Raw genomic sequence first — 20,260 nt, 5'->3', positions numbered from 1 at the left:
CGCTGCGCCGTCACAGGCGGCGCTAGATCCCCTGCGGCAACTGCTCGAGTATCCCCGGTGCATGGTATTCGCCTTCCGGCAAGCTCGCGGTTTCCGCTTGCGGCTGGGTGACCCATTGCAGGATCTCGTAATAGCGTCGGATGTTCTGTACGTAATGCACGGGTTCGGAGCCGCGGGCGTAACCGTAGCGGGTCTGGGTATACCACTGCTTCTTCTGCAACAGCGGTAAGTGATCCTTCACGTCGATCCAGCGGTTCGGATCGCGGCCGTTGTTGCGAGTCAGGGTCCGTGCGTCATCGAGATGACCCAGGCCTACGTTGTAGGCAGCCAGGGCAAACCAGGTGCGGTCGGGCTCGGGTATGTCTGTGGATAGCTGATCGCGGACCCAGATTAAATAACGTGCTCCACCAAAGATGCTTTGCTTGGGGTCGATACGGTTGGTTACGCCGACGAACTTGGCGGTAGGCAGCGTGAGCATCATCAACCCGCGTACCCCGGTCGGCGAACGTGCGTCCGGATCCCACAGCGACTCCTGATAACCCATGGCGGCGAGCAGGCGCCAGTCGAGCGCGTACTGGTCGCCGGCCTGGCGGAATTGCGTTTCGAAGCGGGGCAGGCGCTGGGTCATATGCCGAGCGAAGGCTCGTGCGCCGACGTAGTCCAGCACGTCGGAATGCCCGTAAAAACGCTCGATGAGCTGATCCAGCGTGCCGTCGGCCTTGATGCCGGCGAAGAACTCACGCACCGCTTCGAGCAGAGTATCGTCCGGCTCGCGAGGGAGCGCCCAGGCCATAGAGCGCGGATCGCCCAGGTCGAACCCGACGCGCACAGCAGGATAAAACGCCTGGTTGACCACCAGTTCATTGGAATACACCACGGCGTGGTCGATTTCTTCATCGTTGACCAGGCGCAGCAGGTCGGCCACTTCGAGGCTGTCGGATTCCTCGAACACCAGGTTCGGATGCTCCTGCTGCAGACCGCGCAGCATGTCTGCCAGCGTGCTGCCTTTCAGCACCATGATGCGCTTGCCGTACAGGTCTTCAATATCGCGCGGCTGGCGCTTGCCCCGGCGATAGACCACCTGAGGCGTGGTCTCCAGGTATGGCTCGGCGAAGCGCACCTGATCCTCGCGCTCGGGGTTGATCGTTACCCCGGCAGCGGCCAGATCCGGCCCGTTTTCGCTGGAGAGTTGGTGGTAAAGGTCATCCAGGGTGGCGGTAGTGCTGATCTCCAGCCTGACACCGAGGCTCTGGGCGAAGCGCTTGCTCAGCTCGTATTCCAGGCCGGTATCGCCATGCCGGTCCTGGTAATAGGTGGTCGGGGTATTGCGGGTCACCACGCGCAGCGTTCCGTCGTCGCGGATCTGCTCGAGACGGCTGGGTTGTTCGCCGCAGCCTGCCAACAGCGTCGTGAGGACCGCAGCCAGCAGGGCAGGAACGGGGATCTTTCGAATCAGGCGGGGCGACATGCGACTCAGTATAAGGAAAAGCCGTGCGAGGCAATAGTTACCGCATGTAGCCGCGTTTGTCTGAGCGCTCGCAGAGCCGCGGCGTGGGGCGCCGAGCCGGTCAGCCAGCATGGCCGTCACGCCGTCCTTGGGTTATCCTATGCGCCTTCATTTTCCATCCCTGTTTCTCCGAGGCCGTTACCGACATGCATATCCTGCGTGGAGCCCCAGCCCTTTCCGATTTCCGCCGCAATAAGCTGCTGTCGCGTATCCAGTCCGAAGTGCCGGCCGTTTCCGGACTGTATGCCGATTTCATGCATTTTGCAGAGCTTTCCGCCGAACTGGATGATCGGGGTCACGAAGTGTTCGCGCGGCTGCTGCGCTATGGCCCGTCCGTCGCGGTGGAGGAACCGGAAGGGAAGCTGTTTCTGGTCGTCCCGCGCTTCGGCACCATCTCGCCCTGGTCGAGCAAGGCTACTGATATCGCGCATAACTGCGGATTGCAGTCGGTCGCTCGAATCGAGCGCGGCCTCGCTTACTACGTCAAGGGTGATCTGGACGCCAACGCACGTCAACGGATTGCCGCTCTGCTGCATGATCGTATGACCGAGATGGTGCTAGAGCAGTTCGATGCGGCCGAAGGATTGTTTGCCCACACCCAGCCCAAGCCGTTCAACCGCGTCGATATTCTCGCCGGCGGCCGTGCGGCATTGGAAGAGGCCAACCAGACGCTCGGTCTGGCGCTCGCTGAAGACGAGATCGACTATCTGGTCCAGAGCTTTACCGACCTCGGGCGTAACCCCAGCGACGTCGAGCTGATGATGTTCGCCCAGGCCAACTCCGAGCATTGCCGGCACAAGATCTTCAACGCCAGCTGGGACATAGACGGCCAGGCGCAGGAAAAAAGCCTGTTCGGCATGATCAAGAACACCTACGAACTGCACCGCGAAGGTGTGTTGTCTGCCTACAAGGACAATGCCGCCGTCATTGAAGGTTTCGTGGCTGGCCGTTTCTTCCCGCAGCCAGGCAGCAACGAGTACCGCTTCCATGAGGAACCGGTTCATATCCTGATGAAGGTCGAGACGCACAACCACCCGACCGCCATCGCCCCGTTTCCGGGTGCCGCGACCGGCTCCGGTGGCGAGATTCGTGACGAAGGCGCTACTGGCCGCGGCGGCAAGCCCAAGGCCGGCCTGAGCGGTTTCACCGTCTCCAACCTGCGTATCCCTGGCTTCGAACAGCCCTGGGAAGAAGACAACGGCAAGCCGGACCGCATCGTCACCCCGTTGCAGATCATGATCGACGGCCCGCTGGGCGGCGCCGCGTTCAACAACGAGTTCGGCCGGCCGAACCTGACCGGCTATTTCCGGACCTTCGAACAGACCGTGCAGTCACCGCGCGGTCCGGAGATTCGCGGTTACCACAAGCCGATCATGATCGCCGGCGGCCTGGGCAATATCCGCGCCGGTCACGTTGAGAAGGCCGAGATTCCAGTCGGCGCCAAGCTCGTCGTGTTGGGCGGCCCGGCCATGCTGATCGGTCTGGGCGGCGGCGCAGCCTCGTCGATGGCCACCGGTGCCAGCGCCGAGGATCTGGATTTTGCCTCCGTGCAGCGCGAGAACCCGGAAATGGAACGCCGCTGCCAGGAGGTCATCGACCGCTGCTGGGCGCAGGGCGACAAGAACCCGATTCGCTTCATCCATGACGTGGGTGCCGGTGGTCTGTCGAACGCCTTCCCCGAGCTGGTCAACGACGGCGGCCGTGGCGGGCGCTTCGAACTGCGCAACGTCCCGAACGACGAGCCAGGCATGAGCCCGCTGGAAATCTGGTCCAACGAGTCGCAGGAACGCTACGTGATGGCCGTGGACAACGCCGACTTCGAGCGCTTTGCGGCGCTGTGCGAACGCGAGCGTTGCCCCTATGCCGTGGTGGGTGAGGCGACCGAAGAGCAGCTGCTGGTGCTCAACGATCAGCACTTCGACAATCAGCCGGTCGACATGCCGCTCTCCGTCCTGCTCGGCAAGCCGCCGCGCATGCACCGCAGCGCTGAGCGTGAAGCATCGCCGAGTGACGACTTTGACGCCACTCAGATCGATCTTGAAGAGGCCGTTGGCCGCGTGCTGCGCCTGCCTTCGGTGGCCAGCAAGGGCTTTCTAATCACCATTGGCGACCGCACCATCACCGGTCTGGTCGCGCGCGATCAGATGGTCGGCCCCTGGCAGGTGCCGGTTGCCGATTGCGCAGTCACCGCCACCAGTTATGACGTATACACCGGCGAAGCCATGGCCATGGGCGAGCGCACACCGCTGGCGCTGCTCGATGCCCCTGCTTCGGGCCGCATGGCCGTTGCCGAAACCGTGACCAACCTGGCTGCCGCGCGCATCGAGAAGCTGTCCGACATCAAGCTCTCCGCCAACTGGATGGCCGCCGCTGGCCACCCCGGTGAAGATGTGCGTCTGTACGAAACGGTCAAAGCGGTCGGCATGGAGCTATGCCCCGAACTCGGCATCACCGTGCCGGTCGGCAAGGACTCGATGTCCATGAAGACCCGCTGGAGCGAAGAGGGTCAGGACAAGAGCGTCACCTCGCCGCTGTCGCTGATCGTCACCGGCTTCGCGCCCGTGCAGGACATTCGCTTCACCCTCACGCCTGAACTGCGCAGCAATCAGGGCGAGACCGATCTGATCCTGATCGACCTGGGCCGCGGGCAGAATCGTCTGGGCGGCTCCGCACTGGCGCAAGTCTACAACCGCATCGGCTCCCAGGGTCCGGATCTGGATGATGCCGAAGACCTCAAGGCGTTCTTCGCTGTGATCCAGGGTTTGAACCAGGACGGCCAACTGCTTGCCTACCACGACCGTTCGGATGGTGGTCTGCTGACTACTCTGGCCGAAATGGCCTTCGCTGGTCGGTGCGGCTTGAACATCCGCCTGGATGTGCTGGCCGACGCCAACACGGAACTTACCGGCGTGCTGTTCAACGAAGAACTCGGCGCCGTGATTCAGGTTCGCCAGGGCGACACCGAAGCTGTTCTCAGCCAACTGGCTGCGGCCGGCCTGGGTGACTGCAGTGCGGTCATCGGCCAGCCGACCACTGAACAAACGCTGACCTTCAGCTTCAATGATCAGACCGTGCTCAGCGGTACGCGCGCCAACTGGCAGCAGGCCTGGGCCGAGACCAGCTGGCGCATCCAGCGCCTGCGCGACAACCCGGAAGGGGCGGACCAGGAGTTCGAGTCCATCGCGGACGACGGCAACCCGGGCATGCATGCGCAGCTCAGCTTCGAGCCGAATGAAGACGTTGCCGCGCCATACATCAACACCGGTATTCGTCCACACGTGGCGATCCTGCGCGAGCAGGGCGTCAACGGTCAGCTGGAAATGGCCGCAGGCTTTACCCGCGCCGGCTTCAACGCGATCGACGTCCACATGAGCGACATACTTGAGGGCCGTGTGGATCTGGCCGACTTCCGCGGGCTGGTCGCCTGCGGTGGTTTCTCCTACGGTGACGTACTGGGTGCCGGTGAAGGCTGGGCCAAGTCGATCTTGTTCAACGAGCAGGCGCGCGAGGCCTTTACTGCATTTTTCCAGCGTCCGGAAACCTTCGCCTTGGGCGTATGTAACGGCTGCCAAATGCTATCGAACCTGCGTGAACTGATCCCCGGCAGTGATCACTGGCCGCGTTTCGTGCGCAACCGCTCCGAGCAATTCGAAGGCCGTGTGGCGATGGTGGAAATCCAGCCATCGCCGTCGATCTTCTTCGCCGGCATGGTCGGCTCACGCATGCCGATCGCCATCGCCCACGGCGAAGGCCATGCGGAGTTTGCTGATACCTCAGCCGTCGACGCTTGCGAAGCGAGCAACAGCGTTGCGGTACGCTTTATCGACAACCGCGGCCGCATGACCGAACGTTACCCGGCCAACCCCAACGGCTCGCCGCGCGGCATCACCGGCCTGACCACCCGCGACGGCCGCGTCACCATCATCATGCCGCATCCGGAACGCAACTTCCGCGCCGTACAGAACTCTTGGATTCCCGAAGACTGGAGCGAAGACGGCGGCTGGATGCGCATGTTCCGCAATGCGCGAGTGTGGGTCGGCTAGTACGCCACCAACGCAAACAAAAACCCCGGCCCCGTGTCGGGGTTTTTGTTTTTGTGCGCCGCGTCCCGATTGGAATGGGCTAATCGGCTGTAATATGCTCGGACTCGGCAGAGGATGCCTGAACCAACCCGCCCGGCGGCAAGGACAGCTGTCTCTTTTCCCTCTAATCGTTTCATACCGCCATGCCTGTTCGCGAAGGGTAGGGCGGTAGCATGCCTGCGAAAGCGCTCACGCCTGATCGCGCCGCGGCAGCCCCCCTGGTATTGAAATCACGAAATGTGGAAGTCACGCGATTACGGGTGGCAGGGCGGCCGAGAAGGTAAGTGATTGAGCGTCCCTATTAGGCGTGCTGCGCGTTTCAATCGATTAACGAGAGCATATAGATCATGGCCTTCATCGAACCCATCACCCTGGCCGCACGAGGCGTAAAGCTCGTCCCGCTTGTACTTGACCACGAAGCCGGTCTGCACGCCGCAGCTGCGGACGGCGCGCTATGGGATGTGCGGGTCACCTCAATTCCAGAGCCCGACCAGACGCGCGGTTACATTGAAGCTGCGCTCAAAAGCCGGGCGGAGGGTCACCGGTTTGCTTTCGCTGTGGTTGAAGAGGCCAGCGGCCTAGTGCTTGGCTCCACCAGTTATCACGACATACTGCCTGACCCGAAGCGCGTGGAGATCGGCTACACCTGGTACGCCAAGCGAGCGCAGCGGACGCATATCAACACCACGTGCAAGCTACTGATGTTAACGCACGCTTTCGACACGCTGGGCTGTAACGTCGTCGGCTGGCGGACCGACGTTTTCAACTTCGCCAGCCAGCGGGCCATCGAGCGGCTCGGCGCGAAGAAGGACGGGGTTATTCGCGGCAACGGGTTGCGCCGCGACGGAACGATCCGGGACACGGTGATGTACAGCCTGCACAAGGGAGAATGGCCAGAGGTGCGCGCACACCTTGAATATCTGTTGAGTCGGTCCGTTTCGTCCCAGGCGGACGTGCTTCCGGCTAGCAGTTGACTGGCGCACACCGCACGGCGCGGGACATTGATTATCGAATCTGTCGAGTACTAAGACTGAGAGAAGCTGCGCCACCATTTCTACGATCCGTTTCCGGTAGTCTCCCACTACCAATCGGTTTATCGCGCGTCGCCGAGTAAACACGCTGTTTAGGGACGTCGTCCCTTACCGCAGGCCGCCTTCAGTGTCCAACGTTAAGCGTTTTGCAGGGAGGGAGAGATGCTCCAATACCATATTGCTCAGCTCAACATTGCCAGCCTGATGGCTCCAATCGATTCGCTGCAGCTTTTCGATTTTGTTGAGAATCTGAACCGCATCAACTCGTTGGCAGACCAGTCCCCTGGGTTCATCTGGCGGTTACAAACCGAGGATGGGGACGCCACTGGCATCGACTATTTCGGTTCCGACCATATCGTTAATGTGTCGCTGTGGGACTCGATCGAAGCTCTGCATCATTATGTTTACCGGTCTGCCCACGTTGAGATCATGCGCCGCAAGAAAGAGTGGTTTCATAAAATGGCAGAGTCGCACATGGTGCTTTGGTGGGTTCCCGCTGGCCATATTCCGTCGATCGAAGAGGCAGCCGCCAAGCTGAATACGTTGAGAACATCGGGACCTACAAAGGAAGCTTTCACATTCAGGAAAGCATTCCCGGCTCCCAGCGAGAGCTTCCAACGATCAGGCGAGACGTAGGCTGGTGAATGTCCGGCAACGTAACTATTCGTTCAACACGTGTTCCGTACGCAGGTTGCCCTGCTCAGTACGCCGCTTAGCTTCGCGTTACGATTGGAGGAGGTTGACATGTCAAAGGAAGATATCGTTGCTATCGCTTCACGGTTGTTCTCGGTTTTTCTGTTCGTGCTGGCGGTCAGGTCTGGGACGTTGATTGCCTCAGCGACTGGATACGATCATAAGAGTCTGCTGCTGGCTACGCTATTCGGGGCTGCGTTCACCCTTGCCATCGCTGTTGTCCTCTGGCGTTTCCCGCTCAGCATTGCACGCAAGTTGCTACCCGTGACGGACGGAGGCGGAACTAAGGTTTCTACCGACACGACGCCCATACTAGAGATTGGTTGCACGCTGCTCGGACTATGGCTGTTTGCGTCGGCGCTCTCTGATGTCGTGCAATGGTCTCTGTATTGGCTGATCATCTCAAATCAAGGCTACGGCGAATCGGTTTCTGCTTCGCAGATAGGGTCGATCATCGCCTCGTTTGCCGAACTTGTTTTCGCGTTATGGCTGGTGCTTGGATACAAAGGTGTTCTCGGCTTCATTTACCGCGTTCGTTTATTGGGAGCGCGAAGCTAAGGCCCCCGAAGCGTCACCTGAGTTCGCGCATCCTCTTCGGGCGCGCTGATCTGCCGGACGCATCAGAAAACTGACGATTCGCTCCGAATACAACTCCAACGAATCCCGCCCGCGAAGATGGGCTCATGGAAAAGCATGTCAGGCATCATCCGGAACCTCCTAACGCTGATATCCGCGCTTGCCATGCGTCATCGAGCCGGCCCGTGGGCGACCGTGCATAAACACTTTTGGGTCACTCCTTTCGACTGTGGTACGAGGGTTTTGAAAAGCGACAAATACCTGCAAATAGCCGAGTCGGCTCAACTCGATTTCCTGGTTAGGACGGGTTTGCTCGGCACCCTTCTGCGCAAAGGACACAAGTTCGTCAACACCTCCCAGCTAGTCGTTTTTCTCAAGCCTGTCGCAATGTTCAAGCGGGTCCGTATCGAGACCGCCATTCTCTTCGCGGACGATCGGTGTGCCTATTTCTCGCATGTGCTCTTCCTTGAAGACCAACGGCACGGTCAAATTCTGGTGAAGATGAAGTTCAAGAAGGACGGTCGTACCGTTCCGCCGGGTAGCGTATTTGGAGAGTGCGCACGCCAGAAGCCTGCTTGCGTCGAAGCGTGGGACCGAACGCTTGAGCATCTGAGCTGATAACCTTGCCCCAATTCACGGCCGGATCAAGGCCCCCCCTCCTTCTAAGACGTCTTCGCTCAAGGCTGGTGTTCCAGTTGGCTGCGGCGGATGACAGAGCATGGACGCAAGCACATGACCGACCTGCTGGACGACATCGCGCGCTACGTTCTGCAAGCGCGAGGCGAATTCGTCACTCGCGTTGCCATCGACGGCGCGGACGGTGCGGGCAAGACCCGGTTTGCCGCTTCATTGGCTCATCGCTTGGATGCATGGGGCGTAGGCGTGATGCGCGCGTCGGTAGACGGGTTTCATCAGCCACGCGCCGTTAGGTATCGGCGCGGCCGGTACTCGGCAGAAGGTTTCTATTCCGATTCCTATGACTATCCGGCCTTGAAGCGCCTGCTGCTCGATCCGCTTTCCCCGGGTGGCGCGGGCAAGTATGTGTCCGCTGCGTTCGACCACGTCACGGATCGGCGTGTCTCGGTTGAGCCGCGACTAGCCCGGCCCGGGATGTGCTCTTGTTCGATGGTATCTTCACTCACCGCCCAGAATTGAGAGCCTACTGGGACGTTTCGCTCTATCTGGACGTCGATCCGATCACCTCTATCGAAAGGCTGGCGAAACGAGACGGCATACCGCGAGATCCGGATTCACCGCTGGGAAAACGCTATGTAGCAGGGCAAGCACTTTACCGGCTACGGTGCTCCCCGATGGAGCAGGCGACGTTCGTGATCGATAATCGGGACGTCGACGCTCCGTCTCTGCTCCGTGGCCCACAAGCCTCCGGTGGCCATGTATGTTCTTCGCAACAGTAAGACGCTAGCGCGTCGACTCAAAGGAAGTGGATCAGTATCGAAAAGCAGGCCGACCGTCAGGATCGAGCATCTTGCCAAGGAGGCACCTGAATGAATATAAGCCTCACATTACTCGGCGACATTCTGTCGGGACTTGCGTTGATAGTCGGCGCGTTAAGCTATTTTCTTGGCCGCCGCAAAACGCAGACACCCGTCATCGCCGGATTTGCTGCGTGTGCTGCTCTCGGCCATCCCGCCGTTCGCTCTTGTCTATCTGGTTGTGCTGCTTTTCAAGCGCGACGTTCGCTAACTGTTCCATCAACAGGCGGGCAGGTATGATCCGCCGTGTTGGCAACCAGAGGTTCAGACCATGTACGTGCCCAGCCATTTCAAGCAGGACAACACCGAAACGCTGCTGCAATACATCCGCCAGCACGGTTTCGGCTTGCTGATCGTTGCAGATGAGCAGGGCATCGAAGCCAACCATGTGCCGTTTTATCTGAGCGAATCAGACGGCTGCATGGGGGTGCTGCAGTGTCATTTAGCGCGCGGCAATCCGGTGTGGCAGAGGCTCGAACAGGGGGCGAAGGTGCTGGTGGTGTTTAAGGGGCCACATGCTTATGTGTCGCCCTCGTGGTATCCCTCCAAAGCCGAGCATGGCCGGGTTGTGCCTACCTGGAATTATCTCGCCGTCCACGTTGAAGGCCCGGTGCGACTAGTAGAGGACGCCGGCTGGCTGGGGCATCACCTGCGTGCTCTGAGCGGCCAGCACGAGTCCGGGCGAGCCAGCCCCTGGTCGGTCGACGACGCGCCACGGGACTACACGAACAAGCTGATCCGCGGGATCGTTGGCGTGGAAATCAGGATCGACAAGCTGACCGGTAAACTCAAAGCCAGCCAGAACCAACCGGAGGCCAACCGCGCCGGGGTGAAGGCGGGGCTGGCGGATGATGGCGAGCACGCCATGGCCGATCTGATCGAATGAACACACAGGCCGGTTTATTTGACCGGAGCGTGGGCGCGACACAGCATGCTTCTACTGCAGTCGATCCGAACCCGCTGGTCGAACTCTTTCGCGACCCCTATCTGCTGGCCGTGCACAAACCCGCCGGCCTGTTGCTGCACCGCAGCCCGATCGACCGGCATGAGACCGAATTCGCGCTGCAGTATGCTCGTGCCTTGAACGGCGGCGAGCATGTCTATCCGGTCCATCGTCTGGACAGGCCCACCTCCGGTTTGCTGCTGTTCGCGCGTGATCCGGATACTGCCAGTGTCCTAGGCAAGGCTTTTATGGCAGGCGAAGTGCAGAAGACCTATCTTGCACTGGTTCGTGGGTGGAGCGCGGAGGCCGGGCTGATCGATCACCCGTTACGTGAGCATGCGATCGACCGCCGCTGCAAGGACGATCCGCAACCCATGCGCGAGGCGCGTTCCCGCTTTCGACGCCTGGCGACCACCGAGATCCCGGTCCGGCTCGAAGGTTATCCTTCGAGCCGCTACAGTCTGGTCGAACTGTACCCGGAGACCGGCCGCAAGCATCAGCTACGCCGGCACATGCAGCATATTGCCCATCCCATCATTGGCGATACCAACTACGGCCGGACGCGGCACAACCATTACTTCGCCGAGCGATTCGGCTACAGCCGACTGATGCTCGCCGCTACCGGCATGAGCTTTGCCCATCCGGTCACTGGCGAGCCGATGACGCTGCGCGCCGAGCCGGACGCGAGTTTCACACGGGTGCTGTCCGTGTTCGGTGAAAATTTACCGCCTTTGCCGGGGGGAGCCGGCCAGGATTCGGCCGGCCCGTAAGCGGGTGGGTTCGCTGCGCCACGTAACGTTCATTACTTTTCATCGTCAGCCGACAAGGACGTCGCATGCGTTATCTCTGTTCGTTCCTCATCCTCAGCTTTACCTTCCTCGTTCAGCTCGCGCAGGCAGAGCAAGGCTCGCCGCACCAGCCCATGCTCGCGAGTGTCTACCGCGGCGAGGTGCAGCTCACCGAATACTGGGTCAGCGAGAAGCTCGACGGTGTGCGTGGGCACTGGGACGGCGATTCGCTATGGACCCGCGGAGGATATCGGATCGCAGCGCCAGACTGGTTCACTGACGGTTGGCCCGCCACGCCCATGGATGGCGAGCTCTGGATCGCCCGGGGTCGCTTCGACGAGGTGAGCGGCATCGTGCGCAGCACCGCTCCCAACGACAAAGCCTGGCGCGACGTGCGGTTCATGGTGTTCGATCTGCCGGCGCATGGCGGGTCGTTCGATGCGCGCGTCGAAGCCATGCGCAAGATAGCCGGCCGTGCGACTGCCTGGTTGCAGCCCGTCGAGCAATACAAGGTGACCGGTGCGGACCAGCTGGATCAAGCCCTGCATAGAGTGGTCGCGGCCGGCGGCGAAGGCTTGATGCTTCACCATCAGCATGCTGTGTATCGCTCGGGCCGCAGCCAGGACCTGCTCAAGTACAAACAATATGAAGATGCCGAAGCCTGGGTTGTGGGCTATACCGAAGGCAGCGGTAAATACACCGGCAAAGTCGGTGCCCTTATCGTCGAGCGAGACGACGGTCGGCGCTTTCGTTTGGGCAGCGGTTTGAGCGATGCCGAGCGTGACAATCCACCGCCCATTGGCAGTTGGGTCACCTACCGCTTCAACGGGTTGACCTCGACCGGTCTGCCGCGATTTGCCCGGTTCATGCGTATCCGTGAGGAGGCGCCGGACATGCCGCAATCTGTCGCAAACATCATATCCACCACACCAGGGAGCACACCATGATCGTATCGACCACGCATAGCATCGAAGGCCGGAAAATTACCCGGTACTGCGGTATCGTTGCCGGCGAAGCCATCCTCGGCGCCAATCTGTTCAAGGATCTGTTCGCGGGCATCCGCGACATGGTGGGTGGTCGCTCCGCCACCTATGAGCGGGAGCTGACCCGAGCACGGGACATCGCGTTGAAAGAGTTGGAAGAAAAAGCTGCTGAAGCGGGCGCCAATGCGGTGGTCGGCGTAGATATCGACTACGAGGTGCTCGGTGAGCGTAACGGCATGTTGATGGTGTCGGCCAGCGGGACGGCGGTGGTCGTCGAGTAAGTCGCTGCCCACTATGAGTTCAGGGAGGAATACATGCGACACCTAGTCTGTGCGATAGGATCGTCGAAGGCGAAGACGCGATGTTCTATGCGGACCGTTTCGGTGATATGTTCCGCGATGTTGCCAAGAGGGTTCCGGTAACCATCATGCGGGACGTGAACCATGTCGATGTTTCGCTGGAGGCGTCCGTTATCGCTACGTCGACACAGGCCGTCCAGCGTTTTGCCGCTGTCTGTCAGACCGGACATCGATAGCCGGCGCCTCACTATCGAATGCGGCGCAACGATGCATGCACATATCTACAGGTGAAGACGGGGCAGTGAACGTTCGAAACAACGGGTTCGTCCCGGCAGCTGTCTTGCTGCGTCCGGCTGAAGTGGTCGACGTAGACGGCATGGTTCAGTGCGTTCAAATGGCGTACCAACATTTCGTTGCGCGCATTGGCCAACCGCCTGCTCCGATGCTGGATGATTACGCCAGGTTGATTCACGAGCGGATGGTATTTGTCGCCATGGCAGCAAGCACGGTGGCCGGTGTGCTGGTGCTTCGGGAGACCGATGAAGGCTTCCTTTTGGACAACGTGGCAGTGCACCCCACCTACCAGCGGCAGGGCATAGGCAAGATGCTGCTGGATCATGCTGAACAATGTGCATTAGCGGCAGGTCACGACAGCATTTTCCTGTACACCAACGAGCTGATGGTTGAAAACCGCTACCTCTATGCGCGAATCGGTTATCGCGAATACGACAGACGCACCGAGCAGGGGTTGTCACGCATTTATATGCGAAAGCATCTCGTGGCCGTTTGACCCTTGCCTGGCCTAATCCGGAATTGACATGACACAAACTGATCGTCCTTCGCCCATCCAGTCCTGCCCGCTATGTGGCTCCGACAACGCCTGCCAGCCGGCGCGCACAGGGTCCTTTGATGGCGACTGTTGGTGCAAGCAGATGGTTGTGGACGCGGAGGTGTTGCAGCGGATCCCGGACGCCGCCCGGGACACGGCTTGTCTCTGCCAGCGATGTGCTTCAGGCGAGGCGGAGTAGCGCGAGCAGAATAATAATTCCACAGGAGAAGCCAAGATGGATATTGATACGGCAACGCTGGTCACCACGACTGAACAGCTCACCGGGCTCTACGCTTCGCCCAGCGAGCGGGCGAAGCTCAAGCAGATTGATCATCTGGATGTGCATTGCCGTGCATTCATCGCGGCCTCCCCTTTTTTCGCACTGTCCACCTGCGGCAAGTCGGGAGCGGATTGTTCTCCCCGTGGCGACTCGTCAGGCTCGGTGCTGGCAGTCGATGAGCATACGCTGCTGATAGCCGATCGGCGCGGCAACAACCGGCTGGATAGCTTGCGCAATATTCTCGACAACCCTTCGGTTGGTCTGCTGTTTCTTATTCCCGGGCGCAACGAAACATTGCGTGTGAACGGTCGAGCGCAAATCAGCCGGGATCCGGCGTTGCTCGCGCGCTTTGAAGTAGCCGGTAAGCTGCCGGTCACCGTGCTGGTCGTGCGGGTCGATGAGGCGTTCATCCACTGCGCTCGCGCGCTGGTGCGCGGCGGGCTGTGGGAAACCCGCGCCCAGACGCCGGCGGTGCCGAGCATCGGAACCATGCTGGCCGCGCATACGCAGGGGAAAGTGGATGCGCAAGCCTATGACGAACAGGTGGCTGCGCACTTGAAGGACACGTTGTACTGATCTGAAATCAGACCCGTCGCGGCCAAGTTGGGCGCAGAACGGGTTGTGTAGGAGCGCACCCGGGCGCGAAGGGGGCCGAGTCGCTTCGCTAATTTCGTCGTCATTCAAGGAGAGTCAGCAATGAAATCGATTACCGGGCGATGCCTGTGTGAAACCATCGTCTACCAGATCGAGGGTGACCTCGGGCCTGTCTTCAACTGCCACTGCTCCAAATGCAGACGCTGGCATGGCGCTGCGTTCAGAACACGCGCGTCGATCAAACGCTCACAGTTCACCTGGCTTGCTGGCGAACACCTGCTGTCTCGATTCAATTCATCCGACAACGTGACCAAAACCTTCTGCTCGATCTGCGGCTCGAACCTGGCCAGCTTCTACGCGGACAACCCTGATGTTGTCGGTATCGCCTTGGGTGGCCTAGAGGGCGATCCGGGTCGGCGCCCTCTGGCGAACATCTTCGTCGGCTCCAAAGCTCTTTGGTATGCGCTGAGTGACGGCCTGCCGCAGTTCGAGGCGTGGCCGGTCTCGGAGGCGGCGGTGCGCGAGACGGTCGACGATTCGGCATCCGATTGAGGCTGTCAGGGCAGATTCTGCGAGCCACGAGATCATTTGCTGGCCGCTCAAGGAACTGTCCGCGCTTCGCTGCACTCATAAGCAACGAGTCCCTCAACTGGAGTTGATTTATGAAGCTTGCGATGAAATCTATGCTGCTCAGCATGCTGTTCATGTTCGGTGTTGCTGGTTGCAACACGATGCAAGGTGCAGGTGAAGATATTGAGCGAGGCGGGGAAGCTATCCAGCGCCAGTCCAACTGATCGAGCCTTGATCGAGAAGCCGTCCGGATGGATTACCACCGGGCGGCTTTCGTCGTTTTATGTCCACTCCGCTGGTTCTCCCCTTCCGTTTCCTCTGCATGACTCGTTGAGTCCCGCTAGACTTTCCTGACCGGCTAGATGGAGCACTCACATGTACAAACTCTGTTTTTTCGTGCCTGAATCGCACCTAGAGCCCGTCAAGCGTGCAGTCTTCGACGCAGGGGCCGGCAAGATGGGCGATTACGATTCATGCTGTTGGCAAGCGCTGGGCCAGGGGCAGTTCCGGCCGTTGAAAGGAGCCGATCCGCATATAGGCGAGGTCGGTGAGCTGGAATACGTACAGGAATACCGCGTCGAGACCCTATGCCACGGCGATGTGGTACGAGATGTGGTAGCGGCCTTGCGCAAGGCGCACCCTTACGAAGAACCTGCTTTCGATGTCTGGGCGTTGACCCAGGAACTGATGATGTAAAAAGGGCGTGCCTGGGCACGCCCTTTTTCGTTAGTCCTTGGCGAAGGGGACGGGTTTCGGCGTGTTCTCGGTCGACGGCGGCAGTCGCGGAATGGCGAACTGGGGCTGCTCCCCGGTCAAGGTCTTGAGGAACGCGGTCATGTTGTCGATATCGCTCTTCGGCAGTTCGCGGCCCAGCTGCAGCCGCGCCATCAGGTCCACCGCTTTGTCCAGCTGCCAATGTGCTCCGTCGTGGAAGTAGGGGTAGGTCAGTTCGACGTTGCGTAGTGTCGGCACCTTGAAGGAAAACCGGTCCGCATCGTCACCGGTGACCGCTACACGGCCTTCGGCCGGGTTGTCGGTGATATAGGGTTTGACGATGCCCATTTTCTGAAATGAGGTGCCGCCAACGGCCGCGCCATTGTGGCAGGCGGTGCAGCCCACTTCCTTGAAAGTCTCGTAGCCGGCCAGCTCCTGGTCGGTCAGCGCGTTGTCATCGCCCTTGAGCCACCGGTCGAAGCGCGAGTCAGGCGTGACCAGGGTTTCTTCGAAGGCGGCGATCGCGTTGGTCACTTGATCCAGCGTGATCTCCTGAGTGCCGTAGATGTCCGCAAAATCGCTGCGGTACTGCGGAATGGAGCGCAGCACGTCTAGCGCTACGGCATGGGTGAGAGCCATTTCCTTGGGATTGGAGATCGGGCCCGCGGCCTGCTCTTCGAGCGTCTTCGCCCGGCCGTCCCAGAACTGCGCGACGCTCATGCTCGAGTTCAATACCGTCGGCGAGTTGATGGGCCCTTCCTGCCAATTATGGCCGATGGACGTCGGCAGGTTGTCACTGCCGCCGGTGCTCAGGTTGTGGCAGGAGTTGCAGGAAATGAAACCCGAACGGGACAGTCGCGGATCGAAGAACAGCTTCTTGCCCAGTTCGACCTTCTGCGGTTCGGTGATCTTGGCTGGCTCGATGGGTTTGATCGGCTCGTCGGCGATACGATCAGCCAGGCACGGGACGGAGAGGCTTGCAGCCAGTGCCAGGCACAGCAGTTTCAATTTCATGGTTCGGCTCCTTGTTCACGGATGACGTTGCATGGGTCGCCAGCCGGAAGATGTGATGGAGCCAGTCTGAGGCAGTTGACAAGGCGCGATGTTGACCTAGGTCAAGGACGGATGTCGACGAGGGTGCCGTCAGGTACCAGTTCCCATAGCTCGCGCATGTTCACGTTGTTGAGAGCGATGCAGCCGTTGGTCCAATCGAGACCCTCGAAGAACCATTCCGGATATTCCTCGTCGATCGGCGTGCCATGGATCATGATCATGCTGCCGGGATCGTCGCCGCGCCGCCATGCCGCAGCGCTATCCTTGAGGTTCGGATAATCCAGGTGCAGGCTGAGGTTGTACTGCTCGCTTTCGTGACGCCAGTCGATGAAGTAGATGCCTTCGGGCGTGCGCTGGTCGCCGGCACGCTGCTTGTGTCCAACAGGCTGTTTGCCCAGCGAGACACGGTAGGTGCGGATGACCTCGCCGTGGCTGATCACGTCCAGCCGTCGTTCAGCCTTGTGGATGAGCAGCTTGTCGATGAACGGGCCGGCCATGGCGGGAGCTGCCACGGCGAAGCCCAGCAGTAGTATCAGGAGTCGAATCATACGGCCTGTCGGGGCGCCCGGGCCGGGTAGGTGATATCAGTCATGCGGACTGGAAAGTCGCTGACCTGGCGATCGATGAAGTACTGCTTGAGTGTCTTGCCGATGGTAGGAAACGCCAGCTCGTTCCAGGGAATCTCGTGCTCGTGAAACAGCCTGACCTCGAGGCTTTCCTCGCCGGCGGCAAACTCCAGGTCGCTCAGTTCGGCGCGGAAGAACATGTACACCTGATTGATATGCGGAAGATTGAACAGCATGTATAGCTGCTGTGCCTGGACCCGAGCGCGGGCTTCTTCCCAGGTTTCCCGCAGTGCTGCCTGCTCGGTGGTCTCGCCGTTTTCCATGAAGCCTGCGGGCAGCGTCCAGAAGCCGTGCCGAGGCTCGATGGCGCGACGGCACAACAGCACCTGCTGCTCGTGCACGGCCAGGCAGCCGGCGACGATGCGCGGGTTCTGATAGTGGATGGTTTCGCAGTGGCCGCACACGTAGCGCAGGCGGTTGTCCCCCGGCGGAATCAGTTCGGAGACTGTTTCGCCGCAATGGCTGCAGTATTTCATGCTGAATCGGATCCCTGCGTTGGCTGGCGGGTTCACTTTTGCTTTATCTTGCGGCGCATTTGCCGGCTCGGCAAGGGTGGCCAATCGCAATAAGCTGGCGCCTATGGATGGTCATTCATCGTGGTGGCGGTTGTGGCCGACCACCGATGATCATGCCATGATTGGGAAAAACTTCGAGGTGTGCTGCATGCTGGACCAGATGCGCACGCGGGTACTGGAACACAAGCCGCGCGAGATCGAGGCGGCAGGCCTGCCGGAAGCCGGTGTTCTGATTCCGGTAACCTGTGTGCATGATGAACCGGAAATCATCCTCACGCTGCGCTCGCGGCGGCTTTCGACGCATTCCGGCGAGGTGTCCTTCCCAGGTGGTCGGCGTGATCCGGGGGATGTCGACCTGCGTTATACCGCCCTGCGCGAGACGCATGAAGAGATCGGCCTGCCGCCCGACGCGGTCGATGTGGTCGGTCCGATGGACAGCCTGGTGTCGCGCTTCGGCATCAAGGTGACGCCTTACGTGGGCATCGTGCCGGATGTGTTCGATCTGAAGCCCAATCCCAGCGAAATCGAAGAAGTGTTTCGGGTGCCGGTGCGCTATTTCCTCGGCGATCCGCGGGAGATGACTCACCGGATCGACTATCAGGGTCGTAGCTGGTACGTGCCCAGTTATCGCTTCGAAGGCTTCAAGATATGGGGCCTGACCGCGTTGATGCTGACCGAGCTGATGAACGTCGCGTTCGACGCGCGCATCCCGCTGCACACCCCCTACGAATCCGATCACGAACAGGAGTGAACATGAAGTACAGCCTTGGAGATGCCCGGGTCGAAATGGCCGATGACGCCTGGATCGCCGATAACGCCACGGTGGTCGGCAATGTACGCCTGGAGGCGGGTGCGAGCGTCTGGTTCGGCGCGGTGATCCGCGGCGACAATGAGCTGATCCTGCTTGGTGAACACAGCAATGTACAGGATGGCGCGGTGATGCATACCGACCCCGGCTCGCCGTTGACGCTCGGCAAGGGCGTGACCGTCGGCCATAACGCCATGCTGCATGGCTGCACCGTGGGCGATTACAGTCTGATCGGTATCAACGCGGTGGTGCTCAACGGCGCGAAGATCGGCAAGCACTGCATCATCGGCGCCAATGCGCTGATCCCCGAGGGCAAGGAAATCCCTGACGGCTCGCTGGTCATGGGTTCACCCGGCAAGGTTGTGCGTGAGCTCAACGAGCAGCAGAAGAAGATGATCGAGGCTGGCGCTGCGCATTACGTGCACAACGCTCAGCGCTACCGCCGCGACCTGAAGCCGCAGGACGATTGATGAGCGATTCGGTGGTGCGCTCGCCTTGCGTAGCGGTGTGCTGCCTGGACGACGATGACATATGCACCGGATGCCAGCGCACCGGTGACGAGATCACCCGTTGGGCACGCATGAGCGATGCCGAGCGCAGGCAGGTGCTGGCCCTCTGCGAGCAGCGCGCACGCAAGCAGGGACTGTGGATGTCTTCCAACGACTCGAACGGAAACCGAACATGATACCGATTGGAACGCCGTACTCGGCAACGGCGACGCGCGTCTTGCTGCTGGGCTCCGGTGAGCTGGGCAAGGAGCTGGCTATCGAGCTGCAGCGGTTGGGTTGCGAGGTCATCGCGGTGGATCGTTATGAACACGCGCCGGCCATGCAGGTCGCGCACCGCAGCCACGTCATCAACATGCTCGACGGTCGCTCCCTGCGCGAGGTGATCGAGGCCGAGCAACCAGACTTCGTGGTGCCGGAGATCGAAGCGATCGCTACGCCGACGCTCATCGAACTCGAGCAGGAAGGCTACCACGTCGTGCCCACCGCGAACGCTGCCTGGCTGACCATGAACCGAGAGGGCATCCGTCGGCTGGCTGCCGAGGAGCTGGGCCTGCCGACTTCCGCTTACCGCTTTGCCGAGACGCGCGAGCAGTACCGCGAGGCGGTACAGGCGATCGGGCTGCCGTGCGTGGTCAAGCCGGTGATGAGTTCTTCTGGCAAGGGCCAGAGCTTGGTCAGAACCGAGGCGGACATCGATACCGCCTGGGACTATGCGCAGGCGGGCGGCCGGGCGGGGCAAGGGCGGGTGATTGTCGAGGGCTTCGTCGATTTCGATTACGAGATCACTTTATTGACCGTCAGGCACATCAACGGGACCGACTTCTGCGCGCCGATCGGCCATCGACAGGAGGGAGGCGACTATCAGGAGTCCTGGCAGCCGCAGGCGATGTCCGAGGCTGCGCTGGCCGAATCGCGGCGAGTGGCCCTGGCGGTAACCGATGCCCTGGGCGGACGAGGCCTGTTCGGCGTCGAGCTGTTCATCAAGGGTGACCAGGTCTGGTTCAGCGAAGTGTCGCCGCGGCCGCACGACACCGGCATGGTCACCATGATCTCGCAGGATCTGTCCGAGTTTGCCCTGCATGCGCGGGCCATCCTCGGGTTGCCGATCCCGCAGATCCGCCAGCTCGGACCATCAGCCTCGGCGGTGATTCTGGTGTCTGGCCAGTCCGCGCAAGTCAGCTTCAGCAACCTGCGCGCCGCACTCGTCGAGCCGGATACCCAGCTACGTCTGTTCGGTAAGCCGGATGTCGACGGCCAGCGGCGCATGGGCGTCGCCCTCGCTCGTGATGAAAGCATCGACGCTGCCCGGGCCCGGGCGTTGCGCGTTGTCGAGGCGGTGGAGGTCACGCTCTGAGTCGCTGGTGGTA

At 60.7% G+C, this 20,260-nt stretch carries 25 protein-coding genes; 21 read left to right on the top strand and 4 right to left on the bottom strand.

Features of this window, described 5'->3' with window-relative positions; translation table 11 throughout:
* Nucleotides 1-22: 22 nt before the first annotated feature.
* On the bottom strand, nt 23-1,468 hold the full coding sequence (mltF, locus tag BLT85_RS11505; protein ID WP_093394824.1) for a membrane-bound lytic murein transglycosylase MltF: 1,446 nt from the start codon (nt 1,466-1,468) through the stop codon (nt 23-25).
* Between the two features lie 185 nt (nt 1,469-1,653).
* On the opposite strand from mltF, the gene purL reads away from it, so the two are divergent.
* The 17 genes from purL to BLT85_RS11425 all read left to right on the top strand — a co-directional run bounded on the left by purL (nt 1,654) and on the right by BLT85_RS11425 (nt 15,364).
* The gene (purL, locus tag BLT85_RS11500) at nt 1,654-5,550 is read left to right on the top strand and encodes a phosphoribosylformylglycinamidine synthase (RefSeq protein ID WP_093394822.1); all 3,897 of its coding nucleotides are present in this window, start codon (nt 1,654-1,656) and stop codon (nt 5,548-5,550) included.
* A gap of 386 nt (nt 5,551-5,936) precedes the next feature.
* On the top strand, nt 5,937-6,563 hold the full coding sequence (locus tag BLT85_RS11495; RefSeq protein ID WP_093394820.1) for a GNAT family N-acetyltransferase: 627 nt from the start codon (nt 5,937-5,939) through the stop codon (nt 6,561-6,563).
* A gap of 219 nt (nt 6,564-6,782) precedes the next feature.
* Nucleotides 6,783-7,256: a DUF3291 domain-containing protein gene (locus BLT85_RS11490; RefSeq protein ID WP_093394818.1), complete on the top strand. Its 474-nt coding sequence runs from the start codon at nt 6,783-6,785 to the stop codon at nt 7,254-7,256.
* A 108-nt stretch (nt 7,257-7,364) separates the two neighbouring features.
* Entirely contained in the window at nt 7,365-7,871 is a 507-nt protein-coding gene (locus BLT85_RS11485; protein ID WP_093394815.1) for a hypothetical protein, read from the top strand.
* 135 nt (nt 7,872-8,006) lie between these two features.
* A complete protein-coding gene (locus BLT85_RS11480) occupies nt 8,007-8,507 on the top strand; it encodes a thioesterase family protein (protein WP_093394812.1) in 501 nt (166 codons plus the stop codon).
* 114 nt (nt 8,508-8,621) lie between these two features.
* On the top strand, nt 8,622-9,044 hold the full coding sequence (locus tag BLT85_RS11475; protein ID WP_093394809.1) for a nucleoside/nucleotide kinase family protein: 423 nt from the start codon (nt 8,622-8,624) through the stop codon (nt 9,042-9,044).
* 350 nt (nt 9,045-9,394) lie between these two features.
* Nucleotides 9,395-9,622 (top strand): hypothetical protein, encoded by a 228-nt coding sequence (locus BLT85_RS16685; protein WP_197673846.1) that lies wholly within the window; start codon nt 9,395-9,397, stop codon nt 9,620-9,622.
* A 31-nt stretch (nt 9,623-9,653) separates the two neighbouring features.
* The gene (locus tag BLT85_RS11470; RefSeq protein WP_093394807.1) at nt 9,654-10,268 is read left to right on the top strand and encodes an FMN-binding negative transcriptional regulator; all 615 of its coding nucleotides are present in this window, start codon (nt 9,654-9,656) and stop codon (nt 10,266-10,268) included.
* Nucleotides 10,265-11,095, top strand: a complete 831-nt coding sequence (locus tag BLT85_RS11465) for a pseudouridine synthase (protein ID WP_093394804.1) — start codon at nt 10,265-10,267, stop codon at nt 11,093-11,095. Before BLT85_RS11470 ends, BLT85_RS11465 begins: the two co-directional genes overlap by 4 nt.
* Nucleotides 11,096-11,160: 65 nt before the next feature.
* Nucleotides 11,161-12,060 carry a DNA ligase gene (locus BLT85_RS11460; RefSeq protein ID WP_093394802.1) on the top strand — a complete coding sequence of 300 codons (900 nt, stop codon included), beginning with the start codon at nt 11,161-11,163 and terminating at the stop codon, nt 12,058-12,060.
* Nucleotides 12,057-12,377 carry a heavy metal-binding domain-containing protein gene (locus BLT85_RS11455; protein ID WP_093394798.1) on the top strand — a complete coding sequence of 107 codons (321 nt, stop codon included), beginning with the start codon at nt 12,057-12,059 and terminating at the stop codon, nt 12,375-12,377. The genes BLT85_RS11460 and BLT85_RS11455 overlap by 4 nt, the downstream gene beginning before the upstream one ends.
* A gap of 289 nt (nt 12,378-12,666) precedes the next feature.
* The gene (locus BLT85_RS11450; protein ID WP_231701471.1) at nt 12,667-13,185 is read left to right on the top strand and encodes a GNAT family N-acetyltransferase; all 519 of its coding nucleotides are present in this window, start codon (nt 12,667-12,669) and stop codon (nt 13,183-13,185) included.
* A 28-nt stretch (nt 13,186-13,213) separates the two neighbouring features.
* Entirely contained in the window at nt 13,214-13,423 is a 210-nt protein-coding gene (locus BLT85_RS17015; protein ID WP_093394795.1) for a cysteine-rich CWC family protein, read from the top strand.
* A gap of 36 nt (nt 13,424-13,459) precedes the next feature.
* Nucleotides 13,460-14,080, top strand: a complete 621-nt coding sequence (locus BLT85_RS11440) for a pyridoxamine 5'-phosphate oxidase family protein (RefSeq protein WP_093394792.1) — start codon at nt 13,460-13,462, stop codon at nt 14,078-14,080.
* A 120-nt stretch (nt 14,081-14,200) separates the two neighbouring features.
* The gene (locus tag BLT85_RS11435) at nt 14,201-14,650 is read left to right on the top strand and encodes a GFA family protein (protein WP_093394789.1); all 450 of its coding nucleotides are present in this window, start codon (nt 14,201-14,203) and stop codon (nt 14,648-14,650) included.
* 110 nt (nt 14,651-14,760) lie between these two features.
* Nucleotides 14,761-14,892, top strand: a complete 132-nt coding sequence (locus tag BLT85_RS11430) for an entericidin A/B family lipoprotein (RefSeq protein WP_093394786.1) — start codon at nt 14,761-14,763, stop codon at nt 14,890-14,892.
* A gap of 151 nt (nt 14,893-15,043) precedes the next feature.
* Entirely contained in the window at nt 15,044-15,364 is a 321-nt protein-coding gene (locus BLT85_RS11425; RefSeq protein ID WP_093394783.1) for a Nif3-like dinuclear metal center hexameric protein, read from the top strand.
* 30 nt (nt 15,365-15,394) lie between these two features.
* On the opposite strand, the gene BLT85_RS11420 is transcribed toward BLT85_RS11425, so the two are convergent.
* The 3 genes from BLT85_RS11420 to BLT85_RS11410 form a co-directional block, all read right to left on the bottom strand.
* Nucleotides 15,395-16,396: a cytochrome-c peroxidase gene (locus tag BLT85_RS11420; protein WP_093394780.1), complete on the bottom strand. Its 1,002-nt coding sequence runs from the start codon at nt 16,394-16,396 to the stop codon at nt 15,395-15,397.
* 101 nt (nt 16,397-16,497) lie between these two features.
* Nucleotides 16,498-16,932: a L,D-transpeptidase family protein gene (locus tag BLT85_RS11415; protein WP_231701599.1), complete on the bottom strand. Its 435-nt coding sequence runs from the start codon at nt 16,930-16,932 to the stop codon at nt 16,498-16,500.
* 47 nt (nt 16,933-16,979) lie between these two features.
* The gene (locus BLT85_RS11410) at nt 16,980-17,537 is read right to left on the bottom strand and encodes an NUDIX hydrolase (protein ID WP_093394774.1); all 558 of its coding nucleotides are present in this window, start codon (nt 17,535-17,537) and stop codon (nt 16,980-16,982) included.
* 187 nt (nt 17,538-17,724) lie between these two features.
* Here BLT85_RS11410 and BLT85_RS11405 point away from each other — a divergent pair, with 187 nt between their 5' ends.
* Genes BLT85_RS11405 through purT form a run of 4 tightly spaced genes read left to right on the top strand, consistent with a single transcriptional unit; the run spans nt 17,725 to nt 20,247 of the window.
* Nucleotides 17,725-18,327 carry an NUDIX hydrolase gene (locus BLT85_RS11405; protein ID WP_093397677.1) on the top strand — a complete coding sequence of 201 codons (603 nt, stop codon included), beginning with the start codon at nt 17,725-17,727 and terminating at the stop codon, nt 18,325-18,327.
* Nucleotides 18,328-18,329: 2 nt separating this feature from the next.
* The gene (locus BLT85_RS11400) at nt 18,330-18,854 is read left to right on the top strand and encodes a gamma carbonic anhydrase family protein (protein ID WP_093394771.1); all 525 of its coding nucleotides are present in this window, start codon (nt 18,330-18,332) and stop codon (nt 18,852-18,854) included.
* On the top strand, nt 18,854-19,069 hold the full coding sequence (locus tag BLT85_RS11395; RefSeq protein WP_093394768.1) for a DUF1289 domain-containing protein: 216 nt from the start codon (nt 18,854-18,856) through the stop codon (nt 19,067-19,069). Before BLT85_RS11400 ends, BLT85_RS11395 begins: the two co-directional genes overlap by 1 nt.
* The gene (gene purT, locus BLT85_RS11390) at nt 19,066-20,247 is read left to right on the top strand and encodes a formate-dependent phosphoribosylglycinamide formyltransferase (RefSeq protein WP_093394765.1); all 1,182 of its coding nucleotides are present in this window, start codon (nt 19,066-19,068) and stop codon (nt 20,245-20,247) included. The genes BLT85_RS11395 and purT overlap by 4 nt, the downstream gene beginning before the upstream one ends.
* Nucleotides 20,248-20,260: the final 13 nt, after the last annotated feature.

This window comes from Halopseudomonas xinjiangensis, assembly GCF_900104945.1.
Taxonomy (GTDB): Bacteria; Pseudomonadota; Gammaproteobacteria; order Pseudomonadales; family Pseudomonadaceae; genus Halopseudomonas; species Halopseudomonas xinjiangensis.
The sequence above is the reverse complement of the archived record's forward strand: the minus strand, read 5'-3'. Positions and strand labels throughout refer to the sequence as shown.

Excerpts from the sequence above, each read along its gene's own strand:
- BLT85_RS11480 (WP_093394812.1), top strand. The coding sequence starts at position 8,007 with ATGTCAGGCATCATCCGGAACCTCCTAACGCTGATATCCGCGCTTGCC.
- BLT85_RS11410 (WP_093394774.1), bottom strand. The coding sequence starts at position 17,537 with ATGAAATACTGCAGCCATTGCGGCGAAACAGTCTCCGAACTGATTCCG.
- BLT85_RS11470 (WP_093394807.1), top strand. The coding sequence starts at position 9,654 with ATGTACGTGCCCAGCCATTTCAAGCAGGACAACACCGAAACGCTGCTG.
- BLT85_RS11420 (WP_093394780.1), bottom strand. The coding sequence starts at position 16,396 with ATGAAATTGAAACTGCTGTGCCTGGCACTGGCTGCAAGCCTCTCCGTC.
- BLT85_RS11435 (WP_093394789.1), top strand. The coding sequence starts at position 14,201 with ATGAAATCGATTACCGGGCGATGCCTGTGTGAAACCATCGTCTACCAG.
- BLT85_RS11405 (WP_093397677.1), top strand. The coding sequence starts at position 17,725 with ATGCTGGACCAGATGCGCACGCGGGTACTGGAACACAAGCCGCGCGAG.
- BLT85_RS11495 (WP_093394820.1), top strand. The coding sequence starts at position 5,937 with ATGGCCTTCATCGAACCCATCACCCTGGCCGCACGAGGCGTAAAGCTC.
- BLT85_RS17015 (WP_093394795.1), top strand. The coding sequence starts at position 13,214 with ATGACACAAACTGATCGTCCTTCGCCCATCCAGTCCTGCCCGCTATGT.
- BLT85_RS11485 (WP_093394815.1), top strand. The coding sequence starts at position 7,365 with ATGTCAAAGGAAGATATCGTTGCTATCGCTTCACGGTTGTTCTCGGTT.
- BLT85_RS11430 (WP_093394786.1), top strand. The coding sequence starts at position 14,761 with ATGAAGCTTGCGATGAAATCTATGCTGCTCAGCATGCTGTTCATGTTC.
- BLT85_RS11475 (WP_093394809.1), top strand. The coding sequence starts at position 8,622 with ATGACCGACCTGCTGGACGACATCGCGCGCTACGTTCTGCAAGCGCGA.
- mltF (WP_093394824.1), bottom strand. The coding sequence starts at position 1,468 with ATGTCGCCCCGCCTGATTCGAAAGATCCCCGTTCCTGCCCTGCTGGCT.
- BLT85_RS11490 (WP_093394818.1), top strand. The coding sequence starts at position 6,783 with ATGCTCCAATACCATATTGCTCAGCTCAACATTGCCAGCCTGATGGCT.
- BLT85_RS11415 (WP_231701599.1), bottom strand. The coding sequence starts at position 16,932 with ATGGCCGGCCCGTTCATCGACAAGCTGCTCATCCACAAGGCTGAACGA.
- BLT85_RS11460 (WP_093394802.1), top strand. The coding sequence starts at position 11,161 with ATGCGTTATCTCTGTTCGTTCCTCATCCTCAGCTTTACCTTCCTCGTT.
- BLT85_RS16685 (WP_197673846.1), top strand. The coding sequence starts at position 9,395 with ATGAATATAAGCCTCACATTACTCGGCGACATTCTGTCGGGACTTGCG.
- BLT85_RS11400 (WP_093394771.1), top strand. The coding sequence starts at position 18,330 with ATGAAGTACAGCCTTGGAGATGCCCGGGTCGAAATGGCCGATGACGCC.
- purT (WP_093394765.1), top strand. The coding sequence starts at position 19,066 with ATGATACCGATTGGAACGCCGTACTCGGCAACGGCGACGCGCGTCTTG.
- BLT85_RS11440 (WP_093394792.1), top strand. The coding sequence starts at position 13,460 with ATGGATATTGATACGGCAACGCTGGTCACCACGACTGAACAGCTCACC.
- BLT85_RS11455 (WP_093394798.1), top strand. The coding sequence starts at position 12,057 with ATGATCGTATCGACCACGCATAGCATCGAAGGCCGGAAAATTACCCGG.
- purL (WP_093394822.1), top strand. The coding sequence starts at position 1,654 with ATGCATATCCTGCGTGGAGCCCCAGCCCTTTCCGATTTCCGCCGCAAT.
- BLT85_RS11395 (WP_093394768.1), top strand. The coding sequence starts at position 18,854 with ATGAGCGATTCGGTGGTGCGCTCGCCTTGCGTAGCGGTGTGCTGCCTG.
- BLT85_RS11465 (WP_093394804.1), top strand. The coding sequence starts at position 10,265 with ATGAACACACAGGCCGGTTTATTTGACCGGAGCGTGGGCGCGACACAG.
- BLT85_RS11450 (WP_231701471.1), top strand. The coding sequence starts at position 12,667 with ATGCACATATCTACAGGTGAAGACGGGGCAGTGAACGTTCGAAACAAC.
- BLT85_RS11425 (WP_093394783.1), top strand. The coding sequence starts at position 15,044 with ATGTACAAACTCTGTTTTTTCGTGCCTGAATCGCACCTAGAGCCCGTC.